Here is a 14,982-nt window from a genome sequence, read left to right on the forward strand (position 1 = left end):
GGGCTGAATCAAGCCGAAAACAGCCAGCTATACCTGCAGTTTACAGAAAGCAGTACCGGCAGATTTATATCCTGTCAGGAGGCCTTATTGGCCAGGGGCAACTCGGGCTTATCTTCGATAACGGCAGCCTCCAATTTACGAAGGATGCCGAATAAAATCTTTTCCCTGGCATGCAAGGCTTTTTTATAAGTATCTGTTTCGGTATGGATTATCTCCACACGGAGCTCGCCAATGTAATTTTTGAGTATCCCCGCCAGCAGCTCCCTTTCAGGCATGGTTAAACTTTTAGTCTTCATAAATCACCTCCCGGCGGCAATTTCGCCATCTGTTTAGGAAGTGCCAACCTATATTTCCACTATCCCACAAGGGCATCAACCCCACAATTAGTAGGCATACGTATTTAAATATAAAGAGTGTCTTAGTTTTGTCAGGCATATACTTAGACAAGAATACACCCGCTTTGAAAATGGAAACTGAGATTTCTGGTATACAGAAACATCTTTGCGCAAATTTACTTGACCTGATTTTTTTAAAAGACTAGACTAATTCAATGAAAATTGTAGGCATTACCGGTGGTATCGGCAGTGGCAAGACTACCGTATGCCGTTATTTAAAGGAACTCGGAGTCAATATCATTGATGCCGACGAGATTGGCCACCGTGTACTCCAGAATAAAGGTATCCGCACCAGGATAACAGATGTATTCGGCAGCGAAGTGATGAACCCTGACGGGAGTATCAACCGCAAGATACTGGGGGAACTGGTTTTCGGTTATCCCGAAAGACTGGAACGCTTGAATAAAATCACCCACCCCCTGATAGAACAGGCCATTTCCTCCCTGCTTGAAGAATACCGTGAAAAGGGCATAAAATCAGTAGCCATTGAAGCCCCTCTGCTGGTGGAAGCAGGTTGGCTGAAGCTGGTAAATGAAGTCTGGCTTATCACCGCTCCCAAAGAGAGCATCTTCAAACGGCTGCACAACCGCATGGGGCTAAGCCGTGAACAGGCTCTGGCCCGTATCCAGTCCCAAGCAACCGATAATGAACGCCTCAAATACGCAAACCTGGTGATAAACAACAACTGCCGTTTTGAAGACTTGAAGACCTGCGTTCAGCTGCTGGCTAAGGAACGGCTGGAGCTGTCTTAAGGTAATCAAGCCCTTCCGAAAGAGGCCTGGGGTCAAAACCAAACTCTCTCTTTATAGCATTTTCTGCAGTTATGTTGTCTACTGACAAAGCTTTAAGCTCTGGCAGAGTAATAGGCGGATTGGAACTGGTGCGTTCCATCAGCCAAACCAGCGGATGCATCAAACTCACAGGTACATGCATCCGGGGCTTTTTTACCCCCATAGCCTGCATCACCGCCGAAAGAACCTCATCATAAGTAAATATTTGGGGTCCGCCAATCTGTACGCTCTGATGTATCTTTTCACCGTCCAGCATTTTCAGCAGGCAGCTGACCACGTCCTCCACCCAGACAGGCTGAAGGCGGGTTTTCCCGTTTCCGGCAACTGGGGCAAGTAAGGGATAGGGCTTAAATGAACGGATAAGGGCATTTATAAACCCGGCTCCCTGTCCGAACATGACCGAAGGCTTTAAAATACTGTAATCCAGACCTGATTTGCTGACCGCTTCTTCAGCCAGATACTTGGAATGGAGGTAGGTAAAACGGGGGTCCGCGCTGGCACCCAGTATCCCCATATGGATAAACCTTTTTACCCCGTTTTCGGCAGCGGCCTCCAGCATATTCTTTGTGCCTTCTATATTTACCTTCTCAAAGGTAGCATTTTTATTTTCACGCAGTATGGCCACCAGATGTATGACGGCAAAAATACCCTTCACACTCTCCATAAGCACCGACAGGTCATTAACCGTACCGTACACAAACTCCACTCCGGGGGTTTTTACCCGCTTGGCCTCGGTTTCATTCATAACCAGCAGACGGATTTTAAATCCGTTTTCAGCCAATCTGGGCAGCAAATGCCCGCCCACAAACCCGCTGCCGCCAGTGACAAATACTCTGTTAGTCATTTTGCCCCTCCTTCACCTGATACTTTGAGTATAACTCCACATGCCCGCCGAGATGTATATCCCCCAAAAGAATATTTTGCTAATTTGGCGGTTTTAGGCTAAATTATAGGGACAAGTTTTGCAGAGGTTCTTGACAAGCGTCTCTGAACATATTATTTTTAGAAGGTTTTGTTTAAAAGCCAGGTGGCTTTGCGTTTTAATATATTCTACTGTATAATATTGCTTTGCTTTTGGGAGGTGTCAACATTTACGCCATAATTGAATCCGGTGGAAAACAATACAAGGTAACACCCGGCCAGCTGGTTGAAGTGGATTTGCTTGACCTGGCTGAGGGTGACAGCATTGAACTGGACAAGGTTCTGATGCTTAATGACGGTGAGACCGTTACTATAGGCTCCCCCACTGTTCCGGGTGCCAAGGTAACTGCCACTGTTGCCGGCCATATCAAGGGTGACAAGGTCTTTGCTTACCGTTTCAAGGCTAAATCCCGCAATCACAAGAAAACGGGACATCGCCAGCTGTACACTGTACTGACTATAGGTGAGATTCTGACCGGCGGGGCTGCCGAAAAGCCTGCCCGCAAGCCCAGAGCCAAGAAAACTAACGAGGTAACTACAGATGGCGCATAAAAAAGGTGCGGGTTCTACAAAGAACGGACGTGATAGCAAGCCCAAAATGCTGGGCGTAAAACGTTTTGCCGGTGAAAAAGTGCACTCAGGGACAATTATTGTCCGCCAGAGAGGCACCCGCATTCACCCCGGTGAAAATGTGGGTCTGGGGCGTGACTATACCATCTTCGCCACCTGCGAAGGTGTGGTAAGGTTTGAGCCCACCACTAATGACAGGAGGAAAGTCAGCGTAGTTGCTGACTAAGGCCATATGAAGGAAAAAATACACCCTAAATATAATACCGCCACCAACGTAAGCTGTGCCTGCGGCAACACTTTTACAGTGGGTTCTACCAAGGACAGCATCAAGGTAGAGCTTTGTGCCCAGTGCCACCCCTTCTACACCGGTGAGAAAAGAATGGTTGACACCGCCGGACGGGTGGAGAAATTCCGCCAGCGTTACGGCAACAAAACCTAAGCATTTACCATTTAAAAATGCGATAATAAAAGGAGCGGTACTAAAAGCCGCTCCTTTTTGTTTATGACGGAGTGGGATATTGGCAGAAAAATTTTATTACGGCGGACAGGCGGTACTTGAAGGGGTAATGATGCGCGGCCAGAAAAACCTGGTCACTGCGGTACGCAACCCCGGCGGTGAAATCACCACCGAAGTAAGACCCCTGCATTCGCTTTATACCAGCAAATGGCGCAAAATGCCCATTATACGGGGGGCTATTGTACTTATTGAGAGCATGATTCTGGGTATTCAGAGCCTTATATATTCGGCCAATATAGCCCTGAAGGAAGAGGAAGAAGAACTTTCGGGCGGGCTTTTGTGGCTGATGCTTTTGGTGTCACTGGGTTCCAGCGTAGCCCTTTTCTTTCTGGCGCCCTTGTTCATCACTAACCTTATGAGTTCATTTCTGGAATCAGCCGTTTTGTTTAACCTGATTGAGGGTATAGTAAGGCTGGTAATATTTGTCATTTATATAAAACTGGTTACCCTGACACCGGACATCAAACGGGTATTCGGCTACCACGGGGCGGAACACGCCACCATAAACGCCTTTGAGGCCGGTGTGCCGCTTGAACTGGAAAGGGCTGCCGAAATAAAAACCTACTCTACCGCCCACCTCCGCTGCGGCACCAGCTTTCTGCTGGCGGTGATGGTAATAGCCATACTGGTATTCAGCCTGATAGGCAAGCCTGCCTTTGCGGTTATGTTTGCTTCCCGGATAATACTGGTGCCGGTAATTGCAGCCCTAAGTTATGAATTTACCCGTTTCAGCGCCGGACACTGCCACAACCCGGTAGTCCGCTTTTTGATTAAACCGGGCCTGGCCTTGCAGTCACTGACTACCCGCCAGCCGGATATAAAACAAATCGAGGTTGCCATCACTGCCCTTAAAAAGACAGTAGAGATGGACAACCCCGATTATATTCCCCAAAAAGCCTGCCCTGAGTGCGAAGCGGCTACTTAAGCTCTACCGGTGTGAAAAAGCAGCTGCGGTTGCCGGTGTGGCAGGTGGGACCCATAGGTTCAGCCTTTACCAGCACAGCATCCTTGTCACAATCAATATACATTTCCTTGACAATAAGCTTGTTGCCGGAGGTAGCGCCTTTGTTCCAGAGCTCCTGACGGCTGCGGCTGTAAAACCAGACACTGCCGGTTTCCTGAGTGAGCTTGAAGGATTCGGGGTTCATATAGCCCAGCATCAGCACCGTGCCATCCTTCACATCCTGTACTATGGCGGCTATAAGCCCTTTGTCGTCCAGTTTGAGTTCCATTTGAATACATTATCTCCCGTTTTTATTTTTGCGTAGAAAATGTTATTTTATCAGGAATTGGTTTAAAGTGCATCTTGTAAGTGATATTAAACGTACAAGATAAGTATACATCAAAACACAGGGGGTAAATTTTGGAGGAAACACTTTGCATCCGCCGGGCAGACAGCCGTGATACAAATACGATTGCCGGTTTTAATGCATCTATGGCCCTGGAAACTGAAAACAAGGCACTGGATAAAGACGCTACTATGAAAGGGGCAGCCTATCTTTTTGAAAACCCCGGATACGGCTTTTACCTGATAGCCGAGTGTAACGGGGAAACCGCCGGTTCGCTTATGGTTACCTACGAATGGAGTGACTGGCGGAATAAATTTTACTGGTGGATTCAGAGTGTATATATAAAGCCCGAATTCCGCCGCCAGGGCATCTTCCGGGCTATGTATGAAAATCTGACTAAGCAGGCTAAAGAAGCAGGCAATGTCTGCGGACTGCGTTTATATGTAGAGAAAGAAAACAAACGCGCCCAAGCCACCTATGCCGAACTGGGCATGACCCCCAGCCATTACCTGATGTATGAAGCAGATTTCTAAGCTAATCTAGGACAACTCTTCAAAGGCCCGTTTAAGGTTCAGGTCACCGGTATAAATGGCCTTGCCCACAATAGCCCCCTCCGCACCGATATCTTTCAAAAGGCGCAAATGGCTCAGGCTGGAAACACCCCCTGAAGCTATAACCGGCATATTTATAGCCGAAATAAGGTCTCGTATAGCCGCAAAGTTAGGCTCACTCAGAGTGCCGTCACGGCTGATATCAGTGTAAATAAAACGCTTCACACCCAGTTTTTTCATACTGCGGGCCAGATCCAATGCATCTACTTCGGTACTGTTTACCCAGCCGCGAGTGGCCACCTTGCCGTTCCTGGCGTCTATACTGACGGCTACCGAGTCAGCGTATCTGGCACATATTTCCCTGACCAGCTCCGGGTTTTCTACCGCCGCCGTACCCAGTATTACACGGTCAACCCCGGCCGTAAGCAGTTTCTTTACCGTATCCATACTGCGGATACCGCCGCCCACTTCCACCGGTATAAGGGCGGAATTGGCTATTTCCCTTATAAGCTCAAAGTTAACACTTTCCCCGTCGGCAGCACCGTCCAAATCCACCACGTGCAAACGGGGAGCGCCCAGAGACTGCCAGCGCATAGCCGTACCCACCGGGTCTGGCGAATATACTGTTTCCTGGGCATAATCACCCTGAAGAAGACGGACACACCTGCCGCCTAAAATATCTATTGCCGGTATTATTTCTATTTTGACACCTCTCTTGAAACTACCGCTTAAATACGGGATAACGGAGCCGCACCGCTGCTGCAGTAATATGTCTCCGCAAAATGGTTCAGCTTCCATACCCGGCACTGGGGGCAAAGACAGCTTGTTTTGCTGATTACATACGGGCTTTTTGCCCTCTCACAGTAGACCACTTTATCCTTATGACCGGGGTAACTGGGGCATTTTTTACACAGACAGAGCTTACTGTTAAACCCCAGTATCAGCCTTTTAACCGGATTATTGTTATTCACGCTTAAGCCCCCTTTTACCGAGACCTGCCTGAGATTGCCGCCATTATAACATCTTGGCGGTTTTTAGCGAAAGAACGGCTCTATTTGGGTTTTACTCTAAGACGCATTTTATCCCGCCCTATTACCACCACTTCCTGCCCGCTGGATATGCCTGCTTCAGAAGTGACTGCTTCCCAAAGCTCTCCATCCAGCCGTACCATACCCCGAGGATTTAAGTTTTCTACCACTACCGCACTGCTGCCGATAATAGTTTCCGCACCGGTACGGGGTTTTTGGTCTAAGGTAACCGTACCCACATGGTAAAAATACACTGACAATACCAGCAGCATCCCCTCAGCAAGCAGTACCACCCAAAGCGGCAAATGAAAACCCGCCTTCGGCAGCAGCCACAAACCCAGCAGGGCAATGCCTGCCCCTTCTAAAAGCGTAGTAAATACAGTCCAGACCAGGCGGATATTCATACCGCTATTATAGCAATAACACCTTTCCCTTAATACAGCTAAAAGCGGGCTTTGTTGCCCGTATTTAGCGGCGGTGTTATAATCTGGGGACTTGTAAACGGGGGATATTATGAAGCTAAACCGCGAAGATGTACTCCACATTGCCCGCCTGGCTAAACTGGGGCTGGAGGAAGATGAAATAAACCGCTTGAGTAAAGAGCTTTCGGCCCTGCTGGAGCATTTTGAGGTACTGCAGCAGGTGGATACCACCGGCGTAGAGCCGACCGCCCAGTCCACCCCGGTTAAAAGCGTACTTAAAGAGGATATTATAAAGCCCTCTTATGACCGTGAGGAGATACTTTCAAATGCCCCCAAACGCGAGGGTGATTACGTGCGGATACGGGCGGTGATGGAATAATGACAGATTTAATCAAGCTGACCATTGCCCAGTCCCATAAACTGCTGAAAGAACGAAAGCTATCTTCCGCCGAGCTTACCCAAGCCCATCTGGACAGGATAGAAAAACTTGAGCCTGAGATAAAGGCTTTTATGACTGTCTGCCCTGAGAGTGCTTTAGCCCAGGCTAAAGCGGCTGACGAAACTATAAAACAGGGGCATATCCGCCCGCTGACCGGTATCCCCATGGCCCTTAAAGATGTATTATGCACCAAAGGTATCCGCACCACCTGTTCCTCCAAGATGCTGGAAAACTTTGTGCCCCCGTATAATGCCCACGTGGTGGATAAACTGGCCGAAGAAGGGGCGGTGCTGCTGGGTAAAACCAACATGGACGAGTTTGCCATGGGTTCTTCCACCGAAAACTCGGCCTTCTTTACCACCCGAAACCCTTGGAATACCGCCAAAGTTCCCGGCGGCTCTTCCGGAGGTTCGGCTGCCTGCGTGGCTGCTTCGGAAGCGGTCTTTTCACTGGGTTCGGATACCGGCGGGTCTATCCGCCAGCCGGCCAGCTTCTGCAGTGTTACCGGACTGAAACCAAGCTACGGCATGGTAAGCCGCTATGGGCTGGTAGCCTTTGCCAGTTCGCTTGACCAGATAGGCCCTTTTACCAAAGATGTTTTGGACTGTGCTCTGGTAATGAATGCTATTGCCGGCTTTGATGACCGTGACTCCACCTCCGTCCCCCAGACAGTGCCGGATTTCAGCAGCTGCCTTGACGGGGATATAAAGGGGTTTAAACTGGGTGTACCCAAAGAATATTTCAGCCAGAATATGAGGGCGGATATAGCCGAGAAGATAAATGACGCGCTGGGAGTCCTTTCGGGTCTGGGTGCAAGCGTAGACCGGGAGGTATCCCTGCCCCATACCCCTTATGCACTGGCGGTTTATTACATACTGGCACCCTCCGAAGCTTCGGCCAATTTGTCACGATATGACGGGGTAAAATACGGTTATTCTTACAACCAGACCGAAAACATGTGGGAAGCTATGGAAAAGACCCGCGCCAAAGGATTCGGACCTGAAGTAAAACGCCGTATTATGATAGGCACTTATGCCCTTTCTGCCGGCTATTATGACGCCTGGTATGTCAAAGCCCAGAAGGTACGCACACTTATAAGTCAGGAATTTAACAATGCCTTTGAAAAATATGACGCCCTGATAACCCCTACTACCCCCAACCTGCCTTTCAGTGTCGGTGAAAAGCTGAATGACCCCTTTGAGATGTACATGTGTGATACCTGTACTATCCCCATAAATATTGCCGGATTGCCCGCCATAAGCATACCGGCTGGTTTCGTAGATGGTTTACCGGTGGGTTTACAAATTATAGGCAAGCCCTTTGCTGACCAGACTATCATGCGCATAGCCCATGCCTTCCAGTGCGCCACCGCCTGGCACAAGGAAACGCCCAGGTTATAGAGAGGTTGGGAAATCCATGATTAAGCAACCAAGCGAATGGTACCAAACCAGCAGTGAGACTGTTTCCGAACTGGAAGCAAATTTAAGCCAAAAGGAAGCGAAAAAATACCGACTTAAATGGCTTAAAACAGTCCTTTACCAGATGGACAATTTCGGACAAAACTGTGAAGATTGCAGCATGTTCCGCCATGCACTGACTGCCTGCCTGAAAACTCTGAAGAATAAACCTGTTGCCAAAGGTGATGAAGAATCCTATTTCAACACCTTAAACGGGATTGTTATTCACCTGCAGAGTAAGCACAAGCTGACACCCCCCGGTGAAAACATGGGCATCTGGCTGGCGTTGGGGCTGGCCATAGGTGCAGGGCTGGGATATGTGCTGAACAATATGGCTACCGGGGTTACTATAGGACTGGTTACCGGGTTGGTTATAGGCGGGATTCTGGATATCGCCGCCCGCAAACAGGGGCGCGGTATTTAAAAACGGTTGGTTAGTATATATAATCAGGCGGCTGGAAACAGCCGCTTTCTGTTTATTTCTTAAATTTAGAATGTACAGCATCATTGACATTTTGTATATATCGTTTTACAATACAAACCTATGAGTATTAAAGCTTACCGGTATATAGTCATTTCACTATCAGTAGCCATAGGTAGCATTGTAGGGTGGGCTGCGATTAACGAATGGTATCTGGTAGGGCTGCTGGCAGTGCCTCTGCTTATAGGCATGAGTATATTTCTGAGAAGCCAAGTACGGGGTGTATTGGCAGACGAACGCCAGTACCGTATTCAGGAAAAGGCGGCCAGCTTTACTATCCGTATTTTCGGCCCGGTAGTCGGCATAGCACCCCTGATTTACCTGATGATAAATGAAAACGCCGCTTCTTCTCCCGAATATTGGCTGCTTGTCGGAATGGCAATATTTTTCATTCTGCTGTATGACTTGGCAAATCTTTACTACCGCAGCAAAATGTAGATACCATGCAAAACAAACTCAAGGTTTTAAGAGCCATAAATAACCTTACTCAGGAAGAACTGGCGGACAAACTGGGTATAACCCGCCAGACTGTTATATCTATAGAGCGGGGGAAATACTCCCCTTCTCTGGAACTGGCTTTTAAGATAGCTGCCCTTTTTAAAACAACTATAGAAGAAGTATTTACATATAATACTGAACAGGAAGGACAATGATAGAAGTAAGCAATCTCAGCAAAATCTTCAAGGGCAAAACGGTGCTGGATAATATCACATTTAATGTCGCCCCGGGGGAAATATTCGGTTTTCTGGGGCCAAACGGCGCCGGAAAAACCACCACCATGAGAATTATTTTAGGACTTTTAAACCCCAGCAGTGGCCAGGCAACCTTGAATGGCAAAAATCTGGCTAGAGATGATGCCGCCAGAAGCAAAGTGGGAGTGCTGCTGGAGGTGGACGGCATTTATGACCGCCTGAGCGCCTATGAAAACCTGCGGTATTTTGCAGATATCTACCGGATACCTAACCGCGAAGCTCGGATAAATGAACTGCTGGAATTTTTTGACCTGAACGGACGGCGGAATGACCCGGCAGGCAAATTTTCAAAGGGCATGAAACGTAAATTGGCTCTGGCAAAAGCTATTATGCACAAACCGGAGGTTCTCTTTCTGGACGAGCCGGCCTCAGGGCTTGACCCCGAAGCTCAGAAAAACTTCCGTGACCTTATCCTGTCCCTCTCACGCGAGGGGAATATGACTATTTTCCTGAATTCGCATGACCTGGACGAAGTCCAGCGTATCTGCAATAAAGTGGCCATTATCAAAGGCGGCAAACTGCTGGCCTGGGATAGTCTGACCAATTTGGATAGGAAAAACCGCCAGCCCGGCATGGAACTTTCCTTTGGCAACACAAATGATATTGAGCAAGCTGAAAAACTGCTCACCACCACCAAACTGGCGGTTGATATCCACCGCACCCAGGAGGGCCTAACCCTGACCCCGGCTGAAGGGGTAGATACCCCGAAGATAATCAGCCATCTGGCTAGTCATAATATCAGGCTGGAAGAAGTACGCAAACTCAAACGGTCTCTGGAAGAGATATATCTGGAGACTATGAAACAGGAGACCAAATAATGCAAAATATACTAACCGTAGCTAAAAAAGAAATGCGGGATAATTTCAGCAACAGGGGTATGCTTATTCAGGCACTTATCATGCCCTTGTTGTTTGGTTTCCTTTATTCCAACAACCTGTCAAATCAGCCGGGCTTGGGTTTATCCATTAACGGAGTGGTTTTTTACCTGTCTATCATGATAAGTGCCTTTATGTCTTATATGTTTCTCAGCCAGGCATTCGTAATGGAAAAATACACCCGCACTATTGAAAGCCTGATGTGCACCCCGCTCAGCCTGCGGGATATTCTGCTGGGCAAAGTGCTGGGGGTAAGCGCCTCCACCTACCCTTTTGTCCTGCTGGCAGTTTTGATACCCGTTATCCGTACCGGACTTGAAAACGGGGAGTTTATACTGCCCTCGCTGGCTATATTTGTGCAGGTGCTGTTTGTGACACCGCTGGTTATTCTGGGTTTTGTAAACCTGATGGGCTTTTTAAACCTGTATGTGGGGCTGAAAGAGTACCGCATTTTAAACCTTATAGTTTTTGTGCCCATGTTCGGGCTGATGGGTGCGGGTATAGGTCTGGCCAGCAATATTGATGCCCAATGGACTTTGGTGGGCATAGTAGCCGGAGCGGCAATATTGATTCTGGGTATTTCTACTTACCTGACCCGTTTCCTCAGCCGGGAAAGGATAGTAACCACCCTGCCTTAAAATATTTTTATCAGCCTGTTTGCCCCCTGTGTATTATGTACACAGGGGGCATTTTTTTGACAGCGGTAAGTAAAGAGGAGTATTTTTTAGATTTAAATATATCTGTTATAATAGCTCTACCACAAACAGGAGAAAATAATGCTTAGTGACATTTTAAAAATCCTGGAAAATGACTCCCGCATTACACCTGACAGACTGGCCTGCATGACCGGCCTTCCCGAAGGGGATATCAGCCGCGAGATAAAGCAGGCCGAAGCTGACAAGACCATCCTCAAATACAAAACCGTTGTCAATTGGGAAAAACTGGGCAACGAGCAGGTTTTCGCCTTGATTGAGGTTAAGGTCAGCCCCCAGAGAGATGTGGGTTTTGATGCCATTGCCGAAAGGATTTACCGCTACCCGGAGGTGCGTTCCTGCTACCTGCTTTCAGGCACATATGACCTGCTGGTAATGGTAGGCGGCAAGACTATGCAGCTGGTTGCCAATTTCGTAGCCCAAAAACTGGCTCCTATTGAAGGCGTGCAGGGAGCGGTTACCCATTTCCTGCTGAAACGCTACAAAGAAGATGGTGAAATAATTGACGGCAACGATGATATCAAACGCGAGCCGGTAGTTCTTTAATAAACATTCAGAGGTTTGAGCTATGACATCACTGGTGGGAACGGACAAAGGTTTTATCTCGGACAGAGCCAAAGAGCTCAAGCCTTCCGGCATACGCAAATTTTTTGACCTGGCCGCCAAGATGGGCAGCGGAGCTATCTCTCTGGGTGTGGGTGAACCTGACTTTACAACCCCGTGGCATATCCGCGAATCTGCCATTTACGCTCTGGAAAAGGGCTATACCATGTACACCTCAAACGCCGGGCTTCTGGAACTCCGTCAGGAAATATCCAAATACCTGTACCAAACCTACAAACTGGAGTACAACCCCGAAACCGAAATCTTAATAACCGTGGGCTCAAGCGAGGCTCTGGACCTGGTTATGCGGGCCACCCTGAACCCCGGTGACGAAGTACTTATGACTGACCCAGCCTATGTGGCTTATCCTTCCTGTGTCTTTATGTCATACGGCAACCCGGTACAGATACCCACTTTTGAAGCTAACAATTTTGAAATAAGTGCGGCAGATATAGCCCCCAGAATTACCCCCAAGACCCGTTCAATTTTGCTGGGGTATCCTTCAAACCCCACCGGGGCGGTTATGCCCAAGGCCAAACTGGCCGAGATTGCCAAGCTAGCCTGCGAGAAGAACCTGCTGGTGGTATCTGACGAGATATATGACAAGATTATCTACTCCGGTTTTGAACATACCTGCTTTGCCACTTTGCCGGGTATGCGCGAACGGAGTGTGATTATAAACGGCTTTTCCAAAACTTATGCCATGACCGGCTGGCGGATTGGCTATGCAGCCGGTCCAGCTGATATTATCCAGGCTATGACTAAGATACACCAGCATACCATGCTGTGCGCTCCTATTGCCGCCCAGAAAGCCGCCCTGGAAGCCCTGAGGAACGGGCAGGATGACGTGCGGCTGATGGTAGAGGAATATGACCGCAGACGCCGCTTTATAGTAAAAAGCTTCAACGACATGGGGCTGTCCTGCTTTGAGCCCAAAGGCGCTTTTTACACCTTTCCTTCAGTCAAAAAAACCGGACTGAGTTCAGCCGAATTTGCCGAAAAGCTGCTCCTGGAAGAAAAGGTGGCCGCCGTACCCGGCACTGCCTTTGGTGACAGCGGCGAGGGTTACCTGCGCTGCTGTTACGCTACCTCCATGAAAGATATAGAAGAGGCTATGAAGCGTTTCCGCCACTTTTTAAAGCACAACTGCCCCGGTATGTAATCCGCTTATTTATCCTGTAAAACTAAAGCCCCGCCAAAAGCGGGGCTTATTTTATAACCTTAAATTTGCTAGGGATTGGAATCAGCGGAGATTCATTTTCCGGCGGACTTCGTCAATAGTCTCCCGGGCTATCGCCCCTGCCCGTTCCGCCCCGTCTGCCATAATACGGTAAATCTCATCAGGGTTTTCAGCCAGCTTGCTTCTTTTTGCCCGGATAGGGCGCAAGTAGACGTTGATAGCTTCGGCCAGAGCCCGTTTGCACTGAACACAGCCTATGCGAGCGTTCCGGCAGTCATCTGCAATCCGGGTAACCTCCTGCGGGCTAAAATAGTTATGCAGCTTGTACACGTTGCAGATATCAGGGTGTCCGGGGTCAGTCTTGAACTGGCGGGCGGGGTCAGTAACCGCACTCATTACTTTTTTGGCAGTCTCTTCCTCTGACAGAGCCAGCTCAATATGATTGTTGAGCGACTTGCTCATTTTGTCCTTGCCGTCCAGACCAACCACTGTGGGGAAATTGGTCAGGCGTGCCTGCGCCTCAGGGAAGGTATCCCCGAATTTTTCATTGAACCGGCGGACTATTTCACGGGTAAGCTCCAGATGAGGCAGCTGGTCAACCCCCACCGGCACTAAATCAGCCTTGTAAAGGGATATATCTGCCGCCTGAAGCACCGGATAGCCTACCAGACCATAGTTAACATTGTCAGGGTGCATCCTGACCTTTTCCTTGAAGGTGGGCACCCGAAGCAGCCAGCTTAGAGGGGTAATCATGCCGAACAGGGTAAAGAGTTCGTTTATTTCCGGCACCTGAGACTGAACAAACAGGATACACTTTTTGGGGTCCAGACCCGATGCCAGCAAATCCAGCATCATTTCATATATATTTTCTTTTAAGGCATCCGTTTCTTCCAAAGTGGTCAGAGCGTGAATGTCTACTACGCAGTAAATACATTCGTAATCATCTTGCAAGGCCACATAGTTTTTAACCGCTCCAAGGTAGTTGCCCAGATGGAGACGGCCTGTGGGACGGACACCGGAAAAAACCCGTTTCATTTGCTCCTCCTAAATAACAGGTGGATTGTAACATAAGCTAAAGCTAATTTAAAGCTAAGTTCCGGCTGAAAGGCTGCCCAGATACGAACAGACTTCGGATATGGTGGTTTCGTCAGTGGAAGCCCCGGAGGTAATGCCGATACGGTTTACCCCCCTAAGCCATCCGGTTTGCAGTTCCGAAGCAGTTTCTATCAGATAAGTGTTGGACACAGTCTTGCACAAATCCAGCAAATGGCGGGTATTGGCGCTGTTATGCCCGCCGATAACCAGCATCAGGTCTACCCTGCCTGCCAGTTCCAAAGCGGCCGCCTGCCGCTCCCGGATATCGTGGCAGAGAGTATCCGCAATGCGGATTTCAGCATCTTTCACCAGAGCCTGATCTATCACATTTTTTACAAACGAAGTGAAACCGGTGGGTATCTGGGTGGTCTGGGAAAGCACCCCTATATATCGGGATACATCAGGCACGTCAACCAGTCCCTGCGGATTAAGAGTAGCCAGCCCGTCCCCGCCTGCCCAACCCATAATGCCCTTAACCTCAGGGTGGTTTACATCACCGTAAATTACGGTAAAAAAACCGGCATCATGAAAGCGTTTGGCAGCTACCTGAGCCCTTTTTACAAACGGACAGGTAGTATCCACTACCTCCAGCCCCTTAGATTTCAGCTCATCTAAAACTAAAGGCCCCACCCCGTGGGAGGAAATGGCTACCGTCCGGCCGGAAATGTCATCTATATTCTTTACTACCCGGACACCCATGCCCGAAAGGCGGTTTAAGACCTGCTGGTTATGCACCAAGGCACCCAGCGTCTCCACCCCGCCCTTTTCAGCGGCTGTTTTTTCCAGTATGTTTATGGCACGCCGCACGCCAAAACAAAAACCGATATTAGATGCGCATTCCACTTTCATAGCTAAAAGCCATTATATCCCGTATATCCTGCCAAAACAAATAGTTCTTGATTT

The 14,982-nt window shown here is 48.7% G+C and carries 23 protein-coding genes; 15 read left to right on the forward strand and 8 right to left on the reverse strand.

Annotation, left to right across the window (positions count from 1 at the left end; genetic code table 11):
- Window positions 1-74 precede the first annotated feature (74 nt).
- A complete protein-coding gene (locus UCH007_RS05575) occupies window positions 75-296 on the reverse strand; it encodes a hypothetical protein (protein ID WP_023652636.1) in 222 nt (73 codons plus the stop codon).
- 254 nt (window positions 297-550) lie between these two features.
- Between UCH007_RS05575 and coaE the strand changes: the two genes are divergently transcribed.
- Window positions 551-1,147 carry a dephospho-CoA kinase gene (gene coaE / locus UCH007_RS05580; RefSeq protein WP_023652638.1) on the forward strand — a complete coding sequence of 199 codons (597 nt, stop codon included), beginning with the start codon at window positions 551-553 and terminating at the stop codon, window positions 1,145-1,147.
- On the opposite strand, the gene UCH007_RS05585 is transcribed toward coaE, so the two are convergent.
- Window positions 1,122-2,030, reverse strand: coding sequence for a complex I NDUFA9 subunit family protein (locus tag UCH007_RS05585; RefSeq protein ID WP_023652639.1), 909 nt, complete (start codon window positions 2,028-2,030; stop codon window positions 1,122-1,124). The two genes, coaE and UCH007_RS05585, sit on opposite strands and share 26 nt — an antisense overlap.
- Before the next feature lie 230 nt (window positions 2,031-2,260).
- On the opposite strand from UCH007_RS05585, the gene rplU reads away from it, so the two are divergent.
- The 4 genes from rplU to UCH007_RS05605 all read left to right on the forward strand — a co-directional run bounded on the left by rplU (window position 2,261) and on the right by UCH007_RS05605 (window position 4,119).
- Window positions 2,261-2,659 (forward strand): 50S ribosomal protein L21, encoded by a 399-nt coding sequence (gene rplU, locus UCH007_RS05590; RefSeq protein WP_171973454.1) that lies wholly within the window; start codon window positions 2,261-2,263, stop codon window positions 2,657-2,659.
- On the forward strand, window positions 2,649-2,903 hold the full coding sequence (gene rpmA, locus UCH007_RS05595) for a 50S ribosomal protein L27 (RefSeq protein WP_046961281.1): 255 nt from the start codon (window positions 2,649-2,651) through the stop codon (window positions 2,901-2,903). The genes rplU and rpmA overlap by 11 nt, the downstream gene beginning before the upstream one ends.
- Window positions 2,904-2,909: 6 nt before the next feature.
- Window positions 2,910-3,116, forward strand: a complete 207-nt coding sequence (rpmE, locus tag UCH007_RS05600) for a 50S ribosomal protein L31 (RefSeq protein WP_010937015.1) — start codon at window positions 2,910-2,912, stop codon at window positions 3,114-3,116.
- Between the two features lie 79 nt (window positions 3,117-3,195).
- A complete protein-coding gene (locus UCH007_RS05605; protein WP_046961282.1) occupies window positions 3,196-4,119 on the forward strand; it encodes a DUF1385 domain-containing protein in 924 nt (307 codons plus the stop codon).
- Here the strand turns inward: UCH007_RS05605 and hisI are convergent.
- Window positions 4,112-4,426, reverse strand: a complete 315-nt coding sequence (hisI, locus tag UCH007_RS05610) for a phosphoribosyl-AMP cyclohydrolase (RefSeq protein ID WP_010937017.1) — start codon at window positions 4,424-4,426, stop codon at window positions 4,112-4,114. The genes UCH007_RS05605 and hisI overlap by 8 nt on opposite strands.
- 131 nt (window positions 4,427-4,557) lie before the next feature.
- Between hisI and UCH007_RS05615 the strand changes: the two genes are divergently transcribed.
- Window positions 4,558-5,016, forward strand: coding sequence for a GNAT family N-acetyltransferase (locus UCH007_RS05615; protein WP_046961283.1), 459 nt, complete (start codon window positions 4,558-4,560; stop codon window positions 5,014-5,016).
- A gap of 6 nt (window positions 5,017-5,022) precedes the next feature.
- Here the strand turns inward: UCH007_RS05615 and hisA are convergent, their stop codons facing one another.
- The 3 genes from hisA to UCH007_RS05630 all read right to left on the reverse strand — a co-directional run bounded on the left by hisA (window position 5,023) and on the right by UCH007_RS05630 (window position 6,466).
- Window positions 5,023-5,799, reverse strand: a complete 777-nt coding sequence (gene hisA, locus UCH007_RS05620; protein WP_046961564.1) for a 1-(5-phosphoribosyl)-5-[(5-phosphoribosylamino)methylideneamino]imidazole-4-carboxamide isomerase — start codon at window positions 5,797-5,799, stop codon at window positions 5,023-5,025.
- A complete protein-coding gene (locus UCH007_RS07920) occupies window positions 5,763-6,005 on the reverse strand; it encodes a DUF2769 domain-containing protein (RefSeq protein WP_023652645.1) in 243 nt (80 codons plus the stop codon). The genes hisA and UCH007_RS07920 overlap by 37 nt, the downstream gene beginning before the upstream one ends.
- An 80-nt stretch (window positions 6,006-6,085) precedes the next feature.
- The gene (locus UCH007_RS05630) at window positions 6,086-6,466 is read right to left on the reverse strand and encodes an NfeD family protein (protein WP_023652646.1); all 381 of its coding nucleotides are present in this window, start codon (window positions 6,464-6,466) and stop codon (window positions 6,086-6,088) included.
- A 109-nt stretch (window positions 6,467-6,575) separates the two neighbouring features.
- Between UCH007_RS05630 and gatC the strand changes: the two genes are divergently transcribed.
- The 9 genes from gatC (at window position 6,576) to UCH007_RS05675 (ending at window position 12,966) form a co-directional block, all read left to right on the forward strand.
- Window positions 6,576-6,863 carry an Asp-tRNA(Asn)/Glu-tRNA(Gln) amidotransferase subunit GatC gene (gatC, locus tag UCH007_RS05635; protein ID WP_023652647.1) on the forward strand — a complete coding sequence of 96 codons (288 nt, stop codon included), beginning with the start codon at window positions 6,576-6,578 and terminating at the stop codon, window positions 6,861-6,863.
- Window positions 6,863-8,323, forward strand: coding sequence for an Asp-tRNA(Asn)/Glu-tRNA(Gln) amidotransferase subunit GatA (gatA, locus tag UCH007_RS05640; protein ID WP_046961284.1), 1,461 nt, complete (start codon window positions 6,863-6,865; stop codon window positions 8,321-8,323). Before gatC ends, gatA begins: the two co-directional genes overlap by 1 nt.
- 16 nt (window positions 8,324-8,339) lie before the next feature.
- The gene (locus tag UCH007_RS05645) at window positions 8,340-8,804 is read left to right on the forward strand and encodes a glycine zipper family protein (protein WP_046961285.1); all 465 of its coding nucleotides are present in this window, start codon (window positions 8,340-8,342) and stop codon (window positions 8,802-8,804) included.
- Window positions 8,805-8,924: 120 nt separating this feature from the next.
- Window positions 8,925-9,299, forward strand: coding sequence for a DUF2178 domain-containing protein (locus tag UCH007_RS05650; RefSeq protein WP_023652650.1), 375 nt, complete (start codon window positions 8,925-8,927; stop codon window positions 9,297-9,299).
- A gap of 5 nt (window positions 9,300-9,304) precedes the next feature.
- Window positions 9,305-9,514, forward strand: a complete 210-nt coding sequence (locus tag UCH007_RS05655; protein ID WP_012882380.1) for a helix-turn-helix transcriptional regulator — start codon at window positions 9,305-9,307, stop codon at window positions 9,512-9,514.
- Entirely contained in the window at window positions 9,511-10,431 is a 921-nt protein-coding gene (locus UCH007_RS05660) for an ABC transporter ATP-binding protein (RefSeq protein WP_046961286.1), read from the forward strand. Before UCH007_RS05655 ends, UCH007_RS05660 begins: the two co-directional genes overlap by 4 nt.
- Window positions 10,431-11,126, forward strand: a complete 696-nt coding sequence (locus UCH007_RS05665) for an ABC transporter permease (RefSeq protein WP_046961287.1) — start codon at window positions 10,431-10,433, stop codon at window positions 11,124-11,126. The genes UCH007_RS05660 and UCH007_RS05665 overlap by 1 nt, the downstream gene beginning before the upstream one ends.
- 138 nt (window positions 11,127-11,264) lie before the next feature.
- Window positions 11,265-11,747, forward strand: a complete 483-nt coding sequence (locus tag UCH007_RS05670; RefSeq protein WP_023652655.1) for an Lrp/AsnC family transcriptional regulator — start codon at window positions 11,265-11,267, stop codon at window positions 11,745-11,747.
- A 22-nt stretch (window positions 11,748-11,769) separates the two neighbouring features.
- Window positions 11,770-12,966 (forward strand): aminotransferase class I/II-fold pyridoxal phosphate-dependent enzyme, encoded by a 1,197-nt coding sequence (locus UCH007_RS05675; RefSeq protein ID WP_046961288.1) that lies wholly within the window; start codon window positions 11,770-11,772, stop codon window positions 12,964-12,966.
- 81 nt (window positions 12,967-13,047) lie between these two features.
- On the opposite strand, the gene trpS is transcribed toward UCH007_RS05675, so the two are convergent.
- Together trpS and ispH are read right to left on the reverse strand one after the other, a co-directional pair.
- On the reverse strand, window positions 13,048-14,019 hold the full coding sequence (gene trpS / locus UCH007_RS05680) for a tryptophan--tRNA ligase (protein ID WP_046961289.1): 972 nt from the start codon (window positions 14,017-14,019) through the stop codon (window positions 13,048-13,050).
- A gap of 54 nt (window positions 14,020-14,073) precedes the next feature.
- The gene (ispH, locus tag UCH007_RS05685) at window positions 14,074-14,928 is read right to left on the reverse strand and encodes a 4-hydroxy-3-methylbut-2-enyl diphosphate reductase (RefSeq protein WP_012882386.1); all 855 of its coding nucleotides are present in this window, start codon (window positions 14,926-14,928) and stop codon (window positions 14,074-14,076) included.
- Window positions 14,929-14,982: the final 54 nt, after the last annotated feature.

This window comes from Dehalococcoides sp. UCH007 (assembly GCF_001010485.1).
Taxonomy (GTDB): Bacteria; Chloroflexota; Dehalococcoidia; order Dehalococcoidales; family Dehalococcoidaceae; genus Dehalococcoides; species Dehalococcoides mccartyi_A.